This window comes from Acinetobacter sp. YH12251, from assembly GCF_013417465.1.
GTDB lineage: Bacteria > Pseudomonadota > Gammaproteobacteria > Pseudomonadales > Moraxellaceae > Acinetobacter > Acinetobacter amyesii.
The window spans coordinates 94,259-107,170 of the sequence record NZ_VPDZ01000014.1; the positions used below are offsets into that span (position 1 = coordinate 94,259).

12 protein-coding genes are annotated in these 12,912 nt (G+C 38.4%); 8 read left to right on the plus strand and 4 right to left on the minus strand.

The window, feature by feature from the left end; translation table 11 throughout:
• Positions 1–102: 102 nt before the first annotated feature.
• The 3 genes from FTV27_RS12965 to FTV27_RS12975 form a co-directional block, all read right to left on the minus strand.
• A complete protein-coding gene (locus FTV27_RS12965) occupies positions 103–1,560 on the minus strand; it encodes a lysine N(6)-hydroxylase/L-ornithine N(5)-oxygenase family protein (protein WP_180078915.1) in 1,458 nt (485 codons plus the stop codon).
• Entirely contained in the window at positions 1,553–3,337 is a 1,785-nt protein-coding gene (locus FTV27_RS12970; protein WP_180078916.1) for an IucA/IucC family siderophore biosynthesis protein, read from the minus strand. The genes FTV27_RS12965 and FTV27_RS12970 overlap by 8 nt, the downstream gene beginning before the upstream one ends.
• Positions 3,338–3,921: 584 nt before the next feature.
• Entirely contained in the window at positions 3,922–4,191 is a 270-nt protein-coding gene (locus FTV27_RS12975; protein ID WP_180078917.1) for a hypothetical protein, read from the minus strand.
• Between the two features lie 353 nt (positions 4,192–4,544).
• On the opposite strand from FTV27_RS12975, the gene FTV27_RS12980 reads away from it, so the two are divergent.
• Positions 4,545–5,036 (plus strand): hypothetical protein, encoded by a 492-nt coding sequence (locus FTV27_RS12980; protein ID WP_180078918.1) that lies wholly within the window; start codon positions 4,545–4,547, stop codon positions 5,034–5,036.
• Positions 5,037–5,149: 113 nt separating this feature from the next.
• Here FTV27_RS12980 and ybaK read toward each other — a convergent pair whose 3' ends face one another.
• A complete protein-coding gene (gene ybaK, locus FTV27_RS12985) occupies positions 5,150–5,617 on the minus strand; it encodes a Cys-tRNA(Pro) deacylase (protein ID WP_180078945.1) in 468 nt (155 codons plus the stop codon).
• Between the two features lie 154 nt (positions 5,618–5,771).
• Here ybaK and FTV27_RS12990 point away from each other — a divergent pair, with 154 nt between their 5' ends.
• The 7 genes from FTV27_RS12990 (at position 5,772) to FTV27_RS13020 (ending at position 12,645) form a co-directional block, all read left to right on the plus strand.
• Positions 5,772–6,665: an acyl-CoA thioesterase II gene (locus FTV27_RS12990; protein WP_180078919.1), complete on the plus strand. Its 894-nt coding sequence runs from the start codon at positions 5,772–5,774 to the stop codon at positions 6,663–6,665.
• A gap of 90 nt (positions 6,666–6,755) precedes the next feature.
• On the plus strand, positions 6,756–7,391 hold the full coding sequence (locus FTV27_RS12995) for a CDP-alcohol phosphatidyltransferase family protein (protein WP_180078920.1): 636 nt from the start codon (positions 6,756–6,758) through the stop codon (positions 7,389–7,391).
• A gap of 47 nt (positions 7,392–7,438) precedes the next feature.
• Complete coding sequence (locus FTV27_RS13000; protein WP_180078921.1) at positions 7,439–9,193, plus strand: bifunctional alpha/beta hydrolase/class I SAM-dependent methyltransferase; 1,755 nt, start codon at positions 7,439–7,441, stop codon at positions 9,191–9,193.
• 18 nt (positions 9,194–9,211) lie between these two features.
• Positions 9,212–10,564: a phosphatase PAP2/dual specificity phosphatase family protein gene (locus tag FTV27_RS13005; protein WP_373687157.1), complete on the plus strand. Its 1,353-nt coding sequence runs from the start codon at positions 9,212–9,214 to the stop codon at positions 10,562–10,564.
• The gene (locus FTV27_RS13010) at positions 10,561–10,989 is read left to right on the plus strand and encodes a hypothetical protein (RefSeq protein WP_180078923.1); all 429 of its coding nucleotides are present in this window, start codon (positions 10,561–10,563) and stop codon (positions 10,987–10,989) included. Before FTV27_RS13005 ends, FTV27_RS13010 begins: the two co-directional genes overlap by 4 nt.
• A gap of 61 nt (positions 10,990–11,050) precedes the next feature.
• Positions 11,051–11,701, plus strand: a complete 651-nt coding sequence (locus FTV27_RS13015; RefSeq protein ID WP_180078924.1) for a 1-acyl-sn-glycerol-3-phosphate acyltransferase — start codon at positions 11,051–11,053, stop codon at positions 11,699–11,701.
• On the plus strand, positions 11,701–12,645 hold the full coding sequence (locus FTV27_RS13020; RefSeq protein ID WP_078193858.1) for a phosphatidate cytidylyltransferase: 945 nt from the start codon (positions 11,701–11,703) through the stop codon (positions 12,643–12,645). The genes FTV27_RS13015 and FTV27_RS13020 overlap by 1 nt, the downstream gene beginning before the upstream one ends.
• Positions 12,646–12,912 lie beyond the last annotated feature (267 nt).

Here is a 12,912-nt window from a genome sequence, read left to right on the forward strand (position 1 = left end):
GAATAATTTCTTCATATAAAAATTCAGCAATCGCCATTTCAATCAGTCTTTGCCCTGCACGGCGCCACTGCGTTTGATTTATCTGTAATTTTGCAAATGTCATTATAATTTCTCGAGTTTAACCGCATTCTGTTCTTGCTTATTCGGCATAGTCGTATTGCGGTTCATTGTATAGTTGGCAATGGTTTTTTTTACGGATAAAGATCTTTGGATATTGGTTGGCGCTGATTTCTTCACAATGCCCATACTGTGCATTTCAGTATTTTCACTGGGTGAAAAATGTTGGAAACTTTGTGCTTGATCGCCTAAATCGTATAAGTCAAAACCCAATAATTGATTGGCAATGACCGCTGCACGGTGAGCACCCAGCCCTAAATCTGGTGTTCCTACGCCGTGGCTGTGCATTTCCTGATTTTGAACAAAAATTTCACCGACAGCGTCATGCTGTACGCGGTAGTCCTGACTAATTTTCCAGCGACCGAATTCATCACATTGAATCAGTGGTTTTAGATATTTGAGATATTGCCACTCTGGACTGTGATATCCCGTTGAAGCCACGACAAAGTCCGCATCTAGATAGAATTGTTCTGCCGTGACTTTATGCTGAAACTGCAAACGGATGCCCGCACCATGAGGCTCGGCATCGACCAAACCCACCTGAGCATGTAAATGCGTCTGTTGAATATTTTGACCAATACTCCGGTGATACAGTTTTTGGTAAATATCACGGATGGTTTTTGCACTGATGCCCTTATATAACAAACCTTGTTGTTTCAGTTGTTCGGCTTTATTTTCAGGACTTAGTTGATAAAAATGCGTAGTATAATCCGGACTAAAATGCTCTAAACCAAGCGGCGCATATTCCATCGGGAAAAACCCATTAGAACGGGTCAGCCAATGCAATTTAAACTGCGCTGTTGTCGTCTGATCCTGCAAATATTGACGATCAAACAGATCCATAAAAACTTCGGCCGAAGACTGGCCTGATCCCAGTACAACCACATTCCCTTTCAAGTGATTTAACGCTGCATTGCAATAATTTGCAGAATGTAAGCAGCGCTCCGGATATTGCTGTTGTATGTCTTTTAGACACTGTGGTAAATGCGGAACATTACCCGAACCAATGACCAAATTTCGGCATTGATAACGTCTAAAACGTCCATCTTGCTCAACCATGACTTCAAAGCCTTGCTCTTGGGCATAAATGGCTTTTACGGTTGATTGATATTGAATATGCTCTAGTTGGTCTGCAACCCATTGACAATAATGGTTATATTCACGTCTAGGAATCTGAGCTTGTTCTAAAAAATAGAATTTGTATAAACGCTGCTGCGCCTTTAAGTAATTTAAAAAACTAAAAGGACTGGTTGGATCGACCATGGAAACCAGATCGGCCATAAACGGCACTTGCAACACGGTATTGGGCAATTGCATACCCGCATGCCAATCGAACTGTGGTTTCTTTTCAAAAAATTGATACTGCAAATGATTTTGCTTATGTAGCAAACTCGCCAAACTAAGGTTAAATGGCCCTAAGCCTATCCCAATAAAATCAAGCATATTGCACATCCTTCTGTTCCACACATAAAGGATTTGGCAACTGTACATAAACCGATTGCTGATCGACTGGGGCAATCAATTCATCCAGCTCATACAAGCGTGTCAACAGATTGCCCTTATACGGCAAGGTTGGCTGATACAGTAATGAATGAATCAATGAACTCTCTGGATAAGCCTGATGTAAGTCCAACAGTTCATTTTGCAATATCGATAACAACACTTGCTCTGTAACATATCCAGTTGCACCAATTGCATTGATGATTCCAAATAAAGTATTACCAAAGAAATAATAGCTAAAGCGCTCATCGACAAAGGCTTTTGAACCCACGGCATGCGCTTTTTCTTCCAACTCTGGAAACGCTGTTAAGACTTCACCTGCAAGTTCTTCAATATAGTAAAAGCCTTGATTGTCACGCAGCCATAGATATTTAGGCATTGCATGTTCAAGCTCAAGTAAGACATTTTGCTGATGTGATTCAAAAGCCATTCCGTATTGGTGATACAAATACATCAATGGTTTCAGACTAATTGCCAAAAATTGTTTAAACCAATTGATCGCAATAGCGCTTTGATCAAGTTCAGGTTGTTGTTTTGCTATTTGTTCAAATAAGGCATTAAAACGGTTTTTCGGCTGTGCAGGATGCTCTTGGCACAATGACGCAATACAACTCACCTGCTGCTTTTCACTGAAAGGCTGATCACGGAAGATGCAAATAGTTTCTTCGACGATTTCATCATCTATGCTCAATGCCATCCACGCAGGATCATTCACCGCTTTGAGCGTTGGGCATTGTTGTAAAATACGTTCACCGAGACTTGAATGCCAAAGTCGATGGGTCATTTCACCACGGTGGCATTCTTTGGCAAGATTGACTCGGATTGAATTGGTGATCATTACAGATAGTGATGGTTTTAACATCCACGGCGCTGCAAAACTTGCCATAGTCCGTACCGAAGTTGTTGGTGAAAATGCCCAACCTTTCTCGCCAAAATCGATAATTTTTAATTTGGTTTTTAAACTTTTAAACCATGCTTTTGACTGTAAATAACGTGCTTGCCAAGGATGCAAAGGCAATAACTTATAATGCGAATAAGCATTCAGTAGTGCTTGATCTGTTTCTGATAAATGCCATTGCAATTCGCTTTTCAATTGCGCTGATACTGATTGATCTAAAGCTGAACCTTCTTGAATATATTCTGGAGCCACCAACCAATAATGCAGTTGGCTGAGACCTTTGGCTTCTGGCGAATACCTTTCCCAATCTTCATGCACAAAACCGACCCGACTTTTCGGTGCAGGATGCATGCTGTGCCCTAAAATTAAAGCTTGTTCCGATTCAATGAAACTTTGTTCCGCTTGGACCAAAGCCTCAAAATCATGTTCACGTAGTGTCAAAAATTGAATAAGCGCTTCACGACTTTCGATCCAACGTTCTAATAATGATGAAGCATCCAGTGTATGACCTGACTCTTGTACGAGCTGTTCAAGTAATAAACTCGCGATCGCGGTGATACTAAATGACTGTTTCTGTCCCTTGTTAAAGACGTGTGGGAGATCTGCAAGACGATGTCTACCAACAAGGCTGACATAAGATAGTGGTACAAATAACTGTGATTGAATGCAATCTAAAGGGATGCATAACAACGTCAAGCCTTGGCTAAACGTCAATTGTGATGAATTCTGTTGATACTTTTCCAGTAAAATACCTTTACCGGTTTCTTGTGAGTATGCATTGACAAGATGCTGCATCGCCAAGCGATTAGCAAGCTCTTTCATCTGACCATATCCTCTATTTTTAAGCTTTTCCAAGCTTTGTCATGTAATTATGTTTCTTTAACTGTGCAAATAATGCTTAGTACGCTGGCCAGCGTGAAACCATGTTAATGATAATCATTATTGTTAATAATTGCATTTTTGTGAAAATTTGCTACAGGATTGCAAATTTGGTCTTATCTCTATGTATTTAAAAATTAATTTTTTTAATATAAACTTTTCTGTTTTTATTTATACAATTTTCTGAAATGGAACTAAATGATAATTTTCTCATTTAGCATAGAACAAATAAATCATGCTGCTTATTTTTTAGCCGAATTATCACATTGTGCAACTTAAACTAAAAACCCATGTCTTTTACATGGGTTTTTATATTCTGCTTTTAACCAAGCTTTTATTTAAATCAAGGAACGAAATGTGCAGTTAAATTTTAATCATTGAAGACTTTACTAACACCATACTGGCCATACATCCTTATTGCCAATTAGCATGTATTTCATAACAAACACCTACTGATTTCTGATCTATATCTTCTATTCAGACTGGTTATACAGCATGAATTATGTACTCCAATGATTTGGTTGAAATCAATCAATTGATTTAACAACCCAATCCAAAAACTTGTGCTTATCAAAAAAGTCTGGCGCAGCATTCGCAAATATACTTTTTTCTCTGTTGTTAAAGATTCCTTTGTAATAAAAAGACCTATCTGCGGTAAATTTTGACTCTTCCCCTTCATGCAACTCTCTAAAGAAGATCGATAACTGCATAAATCGACTTTTAGATGCTAAACTGTGTTTTTCTAATACAAAATTATAGATTTGCTCAATAATCGCTTTAGTATTTGAATAAGGCATTTTGTTGTCTCTTAATTTGATCACACTTTCAAATTACAGCTTTTAAATTAAAATACAACTATTTTAGTCGGATTTTAAATACCTATTTTTTATAAGTATTTTTATAATTAAACACCTTTAAGTGCTATTAATGAATCAACCTCTAAACATGAAGTTTTACTAAATTCTACTTCTGCGACTACAAACATTTTCGTTATTCAAAGCTAAAGAAACAACAAAAGTGTAGTCTTAGCTAGAACTTCCAAATTAAAAATAATCAGTTGGAGTGAATTGATCAGTATTAATATGCACAAAATACGTATTAACCAAGATTAAAATGTTAAAAGTTTTAGCTGAACAAGGACTTCACCTAGATGTATATCAAAATTTTAAAGTTTATAAGTATTCTCATTTTTAGCAGTATTTTAACAACAGGATGTAAATCTTCACCGTCTCCTCAGCAAGAATTAGATGTACAGGCAAATTTTTTCCCGTCTATGTTGAGAATTGATGGAAATCTCTTTGCCCTTGCTAATCAAACACCTCCTAATGATTTAACTATAGAATTATTTAAATCAACACTACTCAAAGCAACTTTGTTAAGAAAATACGAAGCTGAGGCAAAAAACAATTTTAGTTTAGAAAAAAATAGAAATCCAATTGAGCTGAATTCAATGTGTTTGATGACTAAATTTCTTCTAAATAAATCATATATTCAAAAAGCTAATCTCAATCCTGAATTTTATGAAGATATTTACGGCTGGATTAAAACAAAGAATAGTTCTTGGGAAAACTTACTTAAAGAGACTAAACCCGGAGAGTTCGGATATTCATGTGTGATTTCTCCTTCAAATATCCCCAATTAAGATGTGACATCGAACCAAAAAGCCGCTTAATGCGGCTATTGATATTTTAGGGGCTTTCGAATAGTGAGTAACACCGCTAATTTCAGTTGATTTTAGGGAATCATAAATTCCGTTTAGACATCTATCACATCAGCAAAGTTTGCACCCAAAACTTTTGCTAAATCTTCGGGTTTTAAACCAATATCCAAACCACGCTTACCACCACTGACATAGATTTTAGGTAAGCGCTGTGCAGAAGCATCGATCACAGTTTTTAAGCGTTTTTTCTGTCCAACTGGACTAATACCACCAACCAAATAACCAGTTAAACGCTCTGCATCTTTTGGATCGGCCATTTTGAGTTTTTTACAGCCAAATGCTGTGGCCACTTTTTTCAAATTCAGCTGATATTCCACTGGCAATACGGCAACAAAGTAATTTTTATCGTCCGTAACCATCAATGTTTTAAATACTTCATCGACCGTTAAGCCTAGTTTTTCCGCAGCTTCTAAACCAAAACTTTTTGCTTCTGGGTCATGATCATATTCATGAATGGTAAAGTCGATTTTATTAGATTTTAAGAGTTTACATGCAGGTGTCATTGCTTTTTCGTCATTCCATTCGGACAACTAGGAAAACTCGATTATAAGCCTATTCTCGAAAGACCGGCGAAGACTTTTATATTTTTCATGAACACGACTTGTGCAATAAGTTTGAGTTGAATACATTTAAACAAAGCAAAAATTTCAAAAAAATATGACAACGCTGACTCAAGACCTCACCCAATTATTATCTGTAGTTCCCAAAGATCAGGGCTACTTTTTGGCACAGAGCAAACCTCTGTTTGGTGACCATATTTTTGGTGGGCAATTACTTGCTCAGAGCATAGTCAGTGCATCCTTTACCTGCACACTCCCACTCCACTCTTTACATGCCAACTTTATTTCTGCGGGTCTTGCAAATCATCCCGTATTATTTAAAGTCGAAAATTTACGTGATAGCCATAGTTTTTCTACACGACAAGTGACCGCCATACAGCATGGCAAACCAATATATATGGTGATGTTGTCCTATATGAAAAACGAAACGGGTATGGAGTATCAAATACCTGAACCAGATCTGATCCAACAGTTTCCACCAAGTATGCTCAAAGAAGAGCAATTCTATAAAGCGCAAATCCAATCATCTATTTCACCTGAATATCTATCCACATTTTTACAGCCTTTTCAGCTTATATCTAAACCAATTGAATACGTGCTGACAGATATGCCACCGTCCGGTCATGCTTCTGTATTAAATCAAAATCAATATGCAGAATATTTAAAACTCCATGATGCCTTGGATGCACAATTTGACCAACTTCATATACATCAGGCTATTGCAGCATACTATTCAGACTATAATTTATATTCTGCGGCGCTCAAAACACATGGTTTAAATTATCTGTCTCCTGAACTCTTCACAACTAGCCTTGATCATTCGATGTATTTTCATCATGCCTTTCGGGTGGATGATTGGGTTTTCTATGACATGAATACCACCCGAACCTCCCAATCACGTGGGCTTAGTCATGGGCAAATGTGGCAAGATGGAAAATTAGTCGCAAGTACTACACAAGAAAACTTAATGCGTTATAAAGGTAAATCTTGAGGCCTGTGACAATCTTTAACATTCAAATTCTTGTTAAGTGAAGCATCCAGCGTATAAAATTCATGCAAATCATACCGCTATAACAATAATATGCCTTCGATCTACCAGCTTAAGCCTGCATTTCAAAACTTACTTCGACCTTTGGTTAAATCACTTCATCATCTTGGTATTACAGCAAATCAAGTAACACTACTAGCAATGTTCATTTCGCTAGCTGTGGCATTTTTTATTTATATCTTTTTCTCTCACAACGGTATTGGCATTTTACTGCTGATTTTCCCTGTATGGATGCTTATTCGTATGGGCTTCAATGCCATAGATGGCATGCTAGCACGTGAGTTCAACCAACAATCCAAACTCGGTGCTTTTTATAATGAATTATGTGATGTGATTTCTGACTCAGCACTCTATTTTAGTTTAATTTGTTTTGCTTTTATTCAAGCCGAACTGCTAATTTTGACCTGTTTTCTCGCCATACTTGCTGAATATACAGGTGTGATGGCGCCATTAGTGGGTCAAGAACGTCGCTACGATGGTCCAATGGGAAAAAGTGACCGTGCTTTTGTATTTAGCATCATCTGTATCGTGATCGTGACTTCTTCTATATTTAACTTCGGTTTAAACACATTGTCTATTATCTGCAATAGTATTTTGATTATTATCATTTTTTTATTATTTATCACGATTTATAACCGCATTAAAAATAGCATTATCAACCCACAATAAATTTCAGTTTAGATCGTCAGTCGATTCATTATTTTGAGAACAACACAATGTATAACAATACTCAGCATACCTTTACGAGCCATGATGGAACATCCTTGTTTTATCAACATTGGGAAAATAGCAGTTTAAAAAACAACCGTAAGAAAAAAGCGGTGATCTTATTTCATCGTGGCCATGAACATTCGGGACGAATGGCGCATTTGGTCAATGAATTGAATTTGCCTGATTTTGATTTTTTCGCTTGGGATGCGCGAGGTCACGGCAATACCCCAGGTGAACGTGGTGATGCCCCTAGCTTTTCTGCATGCGTTCAGGACATTCAATATTTTATTCAGCATATTGAACAAACTTACCAAATTCGATCAGAAAATATAGCAATTGTAGCTCAAAGCGTTGGTGCTGTTTTAGCCGCGACATGGGTGCATGATTATGCCCCTAAAATTCGTTCTTTATGCCTAGCCTCGCCTGCATTTGACATCAAACTCTATGTGCCTTTTGCAAAACCCGGCTTAACACTCCTCAACAAATTCGCTGGCAACTTTTTTATTAATAGTTATGTCAAAGCCAAAATGTTGACACACGATACTGCACGTGCGCAAAGTTATGATACTGACCCAAAAATCGCTCGGGCCATTTCAGTCCGGATGCTGCTGGGGCTATACGCAGCTTCAGATCGAATCGTTAAAGATGCACAAAATATTTTTGTTCCTACTCAAGTCTTATGTTCAGGATCTGACTTCGTGGTGCATCAAAAACCACAATTGGCGTTTTATCAAAACCTCCCACATCCAATGAAGGAATTTCACGTCTTAGACGGTTTTTATCATGATACTTTGGGTGAAAAACATCGAAAAATCGCCACAGATAAAATCCATCGCTTTATTCAACAATGTTTTAAACAAGCATATTCCGCACCTAAACTTTTAGATGCAGATAAAATTGGCCCAAGCTGTGCCGTTGCAGAAACATTAAGTTCAACGCTTCCAAAACACTCTTTAAAACATGCATTTTGGAGCTTAACAAAACAAAATCTTAAAATTGGTAGTCTCTTTTCTAAAGGTTTAAAAATTGGTGAAGAGACAGGATATGACTCCGGCAGTACCTTAGATTTTGTCTACAGAGATCAATCAGAAAGCCAAAATGCACTGGGTAAAATCATCGATCGACAATATTTAAATGCGATTGGTTGGCGTGGTATTCGCGTTAGAAAACAAAATATTGAAGCGCTATTAACGAAATATGCTTCTAAGTTAAATGATGCCCAACACGCGGTACGGATTATGGATATTGCTGCAGGCCATGGCCGATATATTTTAGATGCTGTACAAAAACTGCCTCAACAGCCTGAATCCATCCTGCTTAGAGACTATAGCTCGATCAATGTACAAGCTGGTCAAGCAATGATTGAGCAAAGAGGTTTAAGCCAGATTGCCAAATTTGTAGAAGCGGATGCATTTGATACCACTTCTTTAGCCAGTGTTGAACCTAAACCCACTCTAGCCGTGGTCTCAGGTTTATACGAATTATTTAGTGATAATGATTTACTTAGACAGTCCTTATCCGGCTTAAGCCAGGCCATTGAGAAAGATGGTTATCTCATCTACACGGGTCAAATTTGGCATCCGCAACAAGAGTTTATCGCCCGTGCCCTGACCTCACATCGCCAAGGAGATGCATGGGTCATGCGTTTGCGCTCACAAGCAGAAATGGATGCCTTGGTTGAGCAAGCCGGTTTCAAGAAAGTCGATCAAGTCATTGATGAGTTTGGTATTTTCACAGTTTCCGTTGCACAAAAAATTTAAGCTTGGATGGTCAATCTTATGCATAAACTGGATACGGAAACAGGAACTTGGAAATACGGCCTACTGTGTTTGGCATTTCTGGCACCTTTTTTCTTCTTAAGTTATGGTTTTGCCAATCAATACGCTGCAGGCTTAGCTTCCGTACCTGTTATCGTCTTTGAATGGGAAAAATATATTCCGCTTTGGCCATGGAGTATTGTGCCTTATTGGTCGATTGATCTGTTCTATGGTTTGTCTTTATTACTTTGTTGGAATAAGTTTGAATTAAAACAACATGTCCTGCGACTATTTTCGGCACAAATCCTTTCAATCAGCTGCTTTTTACTTTTCCCATTACGCTTTAGCTTTGAACGCCCCGAACTCACAGGTTTTTTCGGCCTATGGTTTGATGTCTTGATGGGCTTTGATAAACCGTTTAATCAAGCACCTTCCCTGCACATTGTGCTACTGGTGATACTTTGGGATTTTTTCCGTCGGCATAGCACAGGCAAACTAAAATATCTGGTAGATGGTTGGTCCTTTTTGATTGGTCTCTCAGTTCTAACCACTTGGCAGCACCATTTTATAGATATCCCAACTGGTTTATTGGTCGGTGCCTTATGTTTATGGCTATTCCCAATGTCTGGCTCTGCGCCATGGACTCAAAACAGCCAGAGTCGGCTAAGTTTAAAACACATTAAAATCGGCATCCTTTATCTGTTTGCTGCCTTATTGTGTAGCGCAATCGCACATGCAAAAGGTTGGTGGCTTTGGCTACTCTATCCTGCGAGCAGTCTACTTTTAGTTTCGTTTGCATATTTATTCAATCGACCCCATTTTTTTCAAAAACTCAGTCATGGTGATATGACTATTGCTGCAAAAATGCTGTTCGCACCCTACCTTATATTTGCTTGGATCAATAGCCGAATCTGGACCTATCGCCATCCTGAAGATTCTAAAATCATCAAAATCAATCAGAGTTATATTTATTTAGGTCGCTATCCGTCCAAACAGGTCATGCAACAATATGATGCTTTACTCGATTGTTGCGCAGAATTGCCCACTTATCCAAAGTGCTCATATGCCCAAAACTTGAGTTTAGACCTGATTCCTTTACAGGCCAATCAGCTGCATCATGCTGTAGAGTCTTTAGAACTACTCTTAAAATCTAATAACAATGATGAAGCACAAAACATTTTGGTTTTCTGTGCTTTGGGATATTCACGAAGTAGTGCTGTAGTTGCCGCATTATTATTGAAACAACATCCTGAATATTCAGTCGAAGATGTTTTACGGATTATTCGCCATAACCGTCCTTGGGTCGTGCTAAAAGCACCTCAAATAAAACATTTAAATACTTATCGTTTAAAACTTAAAGGACTTGCACCATGAATTTACAACTTGTGGTGCTATCAAAGTTGTTGCAATCTACCACAGGGTTGCTCATCTCAGCTTATGTGGCAGCGATTCTCACACTCTGGCTCATCATCCAGTTTGGCAATGTGATGCTATTCGATTTGCTATATATATTAATTTGTCTAGTTTTGCTCGGAATACAACATTATTTAAGCCTGAGAATCAAATTTGATTCGACACTTTTAGCCACTGTCGCTGAATACAGCCAAACTCAAAACCTTGAACAAACCACCAAGGAGCTGGACTTAAGTTTAATCAACTTAAAATTAATGCCTGCAAATAAATGTGGTCGCGCATGGGAGCTGCGTGAATTAGGTTGTCTGGCTTTATTTAAATGGCAGATATTTGTGCTTTGCTTGCAATACATCGCATTCATCTGCATATTTTTACTGTATAAATAATTCACAATAATTTGAAGCCATGCCAAATCCAATAGACACTTCAGGGAATTCTCACTCACCAATGAAAGGTAATTTTTTAAGCCGTTCAATTGCTCGCTATATTGCCTTTCTCACTCGTCGTGGTGCGCGGCTGCTCACGGGCGCGCGGAGTCTATGGGTCGGGTGCAAACCGGTTATGAAACAGCGTATTTATTATGCAAATCATAATAGCCATATCGACTTTATTTTACTTTGGTCTTCTTTGCCGACAGATCTCAGACGAAAGACGCGTCCTGTAGCTGCTTCGGATTATTGGTTAAAAGATGGCTTTCGACGTTTTCTCATTCAAGACACGTTTACTGGCGTCACTATTCAGCGAAATCGAGAGCAAAATCAAGATCCATTAGAACCGATCAAAACCGTATTAGCTCAAGGTGACTCGATTATTTTCTTTCCTGAGGGTACTCGAAATTTAAATGATGACGTTGAATTATTAGAGTTTAAAAGCGGCTTATTTCATCTCAAAAATCAATTTCCTGATGTTGAAATCGTACCGGTATGGATCTCAAATTTAAAACGTGTCATGCCTAAAGGCGCGCTTATACCACTCCCCCTATTATCTACCGTTATATTTGGTAAGCCTTTAGAAGCCCATAATGAACAGAGTAAAACTGAGTTTTTAAACTACGCTCAGGATGAATTACTCAAATTAAAAGCATTGGAGTATCAATAATGGAATTCACCAATGCGCAAATGACCTATGTATTGTTTGGTATCTTTGCAGTTATTTTGATTATTGCCTCAACCATTGGCTCAATACTAAAATTTAAAGCGGGTTATGCACCAGCACCGGTCATCGACAATTTAAATGCGCGGATCAATGCATGGTGGGTCATGTTGTTGGTACTTGGTGTAGCAATTTCATTAGGCAAAATTGCCTTTGTGATCCTGTTTGCGTTGATTTCACTCTTTGCTTTACGTGAATTTATCAGTTTACTCCCAACCCGTCGCGGTGATTATCTTCCGTTGCTGATCGCTTTTTATTTTGTCATCCCTTACCAGTATTACTTGGTGTATATCGACTGGTACGGGCTATATTCTATTTTTATTCCGCTGTATGTATTTCTTCTTATCCCTATCGCTACACTCAAAGCTGAAGATACCACGCGATTTTTGGAACGTAGCTCAAAAATTCAATGGGGTCTGATGATCAGCGTATTCTGTATTTCGCATGTGCCTGCGCTATTAAATCTTAAACTTCCCGGATTTGAAGGTGAAAAAATTTGGCTAGCGATCTGGCTGATCATGGTGGTACAAGCCTCCGATGTCTTACAATATGTCTGTGGCAAGCTATTTGGAAAACACAAAGTCGCACCGATACTTTCACCATCTAAGACCGTTGAGGGTTTAATCGGAGGCATTGCTTTAGCCACTGCACTAGGTATTGCTATGTCATGGCTTACACCCTTTAGCTATCTACAGGCTGCATGTATTGGTTTTATTGTTTGTATATTCGGTTTCTTTGGTGGTCTTGTCATGTCAGCCATTAAACGCGATCGTGGTGTAAAAGATTGGGGACAACTCATCCAAGGCCATGGTGGCATGCTCGACCGAATTGATTCCATCTGCTTTTCTGCACCGATTTTTTTCCATATTTTGCGCTATTGGTGGTCTTAAAAAGTGACTAAGTTTCAAATAGAAAATTTGGGATTTTAATTGATGTTACGGATGTAGAATTAATTTCACATTTTAAAAATGATTTTTAAGTTTATGCGACGGTGTCTTACATCTAAAGATTGAATAAAGGTATTAGCCTTCGGCTGGAGATACTCTTACGAAACGTTGTTTCTCATTCGGCAAAATGAGAAGCGAAGCTTCGCAAGGAAACCATCTTGCGGTGCAATGCACCTCACCGACAAAACGCGTTTACTAGCGTCAAATTAT

Excerpts from the sequence above, each read along its gene's own strand:
- FTV27_RS12990 (WP_180078919.1), top strand. The coding sequence starts at position 5,772 with ATGACAACGCTGACTCAAGACCTCACCCAATTATTATCTGTAGTTCCC.
- FTV27_RS12980 (WP_180078918.1), top strand. The coding sequence starts at position 4,545 with ATGTATATCAAAATTTTAAAGTTTATAAGTATTCTCATTTTTAGCAGT.
- FTV27_RS12965 (WP_180078915.1), bottom strand. The coding sequence starts at position 1,560 with ATGCTTGATTTTATTGGGATAGGCTTAGGGCCATTTAACCTTAGTTTG.
- FTV27_RS13010 (WP_180078923.1), top strand. The coding sequence starts at position 10,561 with ATGAATTTACAACTTGTGGTGCTATCAAAGTTGTTGCAATCTACCACA.
- FTV27_RS12970 (WP_180078916.1), bottom strand. The coding sequence starts at position 3,337 with ATGAAAGAGCTTGCTAATCGCTTGGCGATGCAGCATCTTGTCAATGCA.
- FTV27_RS13015 (WP_180078924.1), top strand. The coding sequence starts at position 11,051 with ATGAAAGGTAATTTTTTAAGCCGTTCAATTGCTCGCTATATTGCCTTT.
- FTV27_RS13005 (WP_373687157.1), top strand. The coding sequence starts at position 9,212 with ATGCATAAACTGGATACGGAAACAGGAACTTGGAAATACGGCCTACTG.
- FTV27_RS13020 (WP_078193858.1), top strand. The coding sequence starts at position 11,701 with ATGGAATTCACCAATGCGCAAATGACCTATGTATTGTTTGGTATCTTT.
- ybaK (WP_180078945.1), bottom strand. The coding sequence starts at position 5,617 with ATGACACCTGCATGTAAACTCTTAAAATCTAATAAAATCGACTTTACC.
- FTV27_RS13000 (WP_180078921.1), top strand. The coding sequence starts at position 7,439 with ATGTATAACAATACTCAGCATACCTTTACGAGCCATGATGGAACATCC.
- FTV27_RS12975 (WP_180078917.1), bottom strand. The coding sequence starts at position 4,191 with ATGCCTTATTCAAATACTAAAGCGATTATTGAGCAAATCTATAATTTT.
- FTV27_RS12995 (WP_180078920.1), top strand. The coding sequence starts at position 6,756 with ATGCCTTCGATCTACCAGCTTAAGCCTGCATTTCAAAACTTACTTCGA.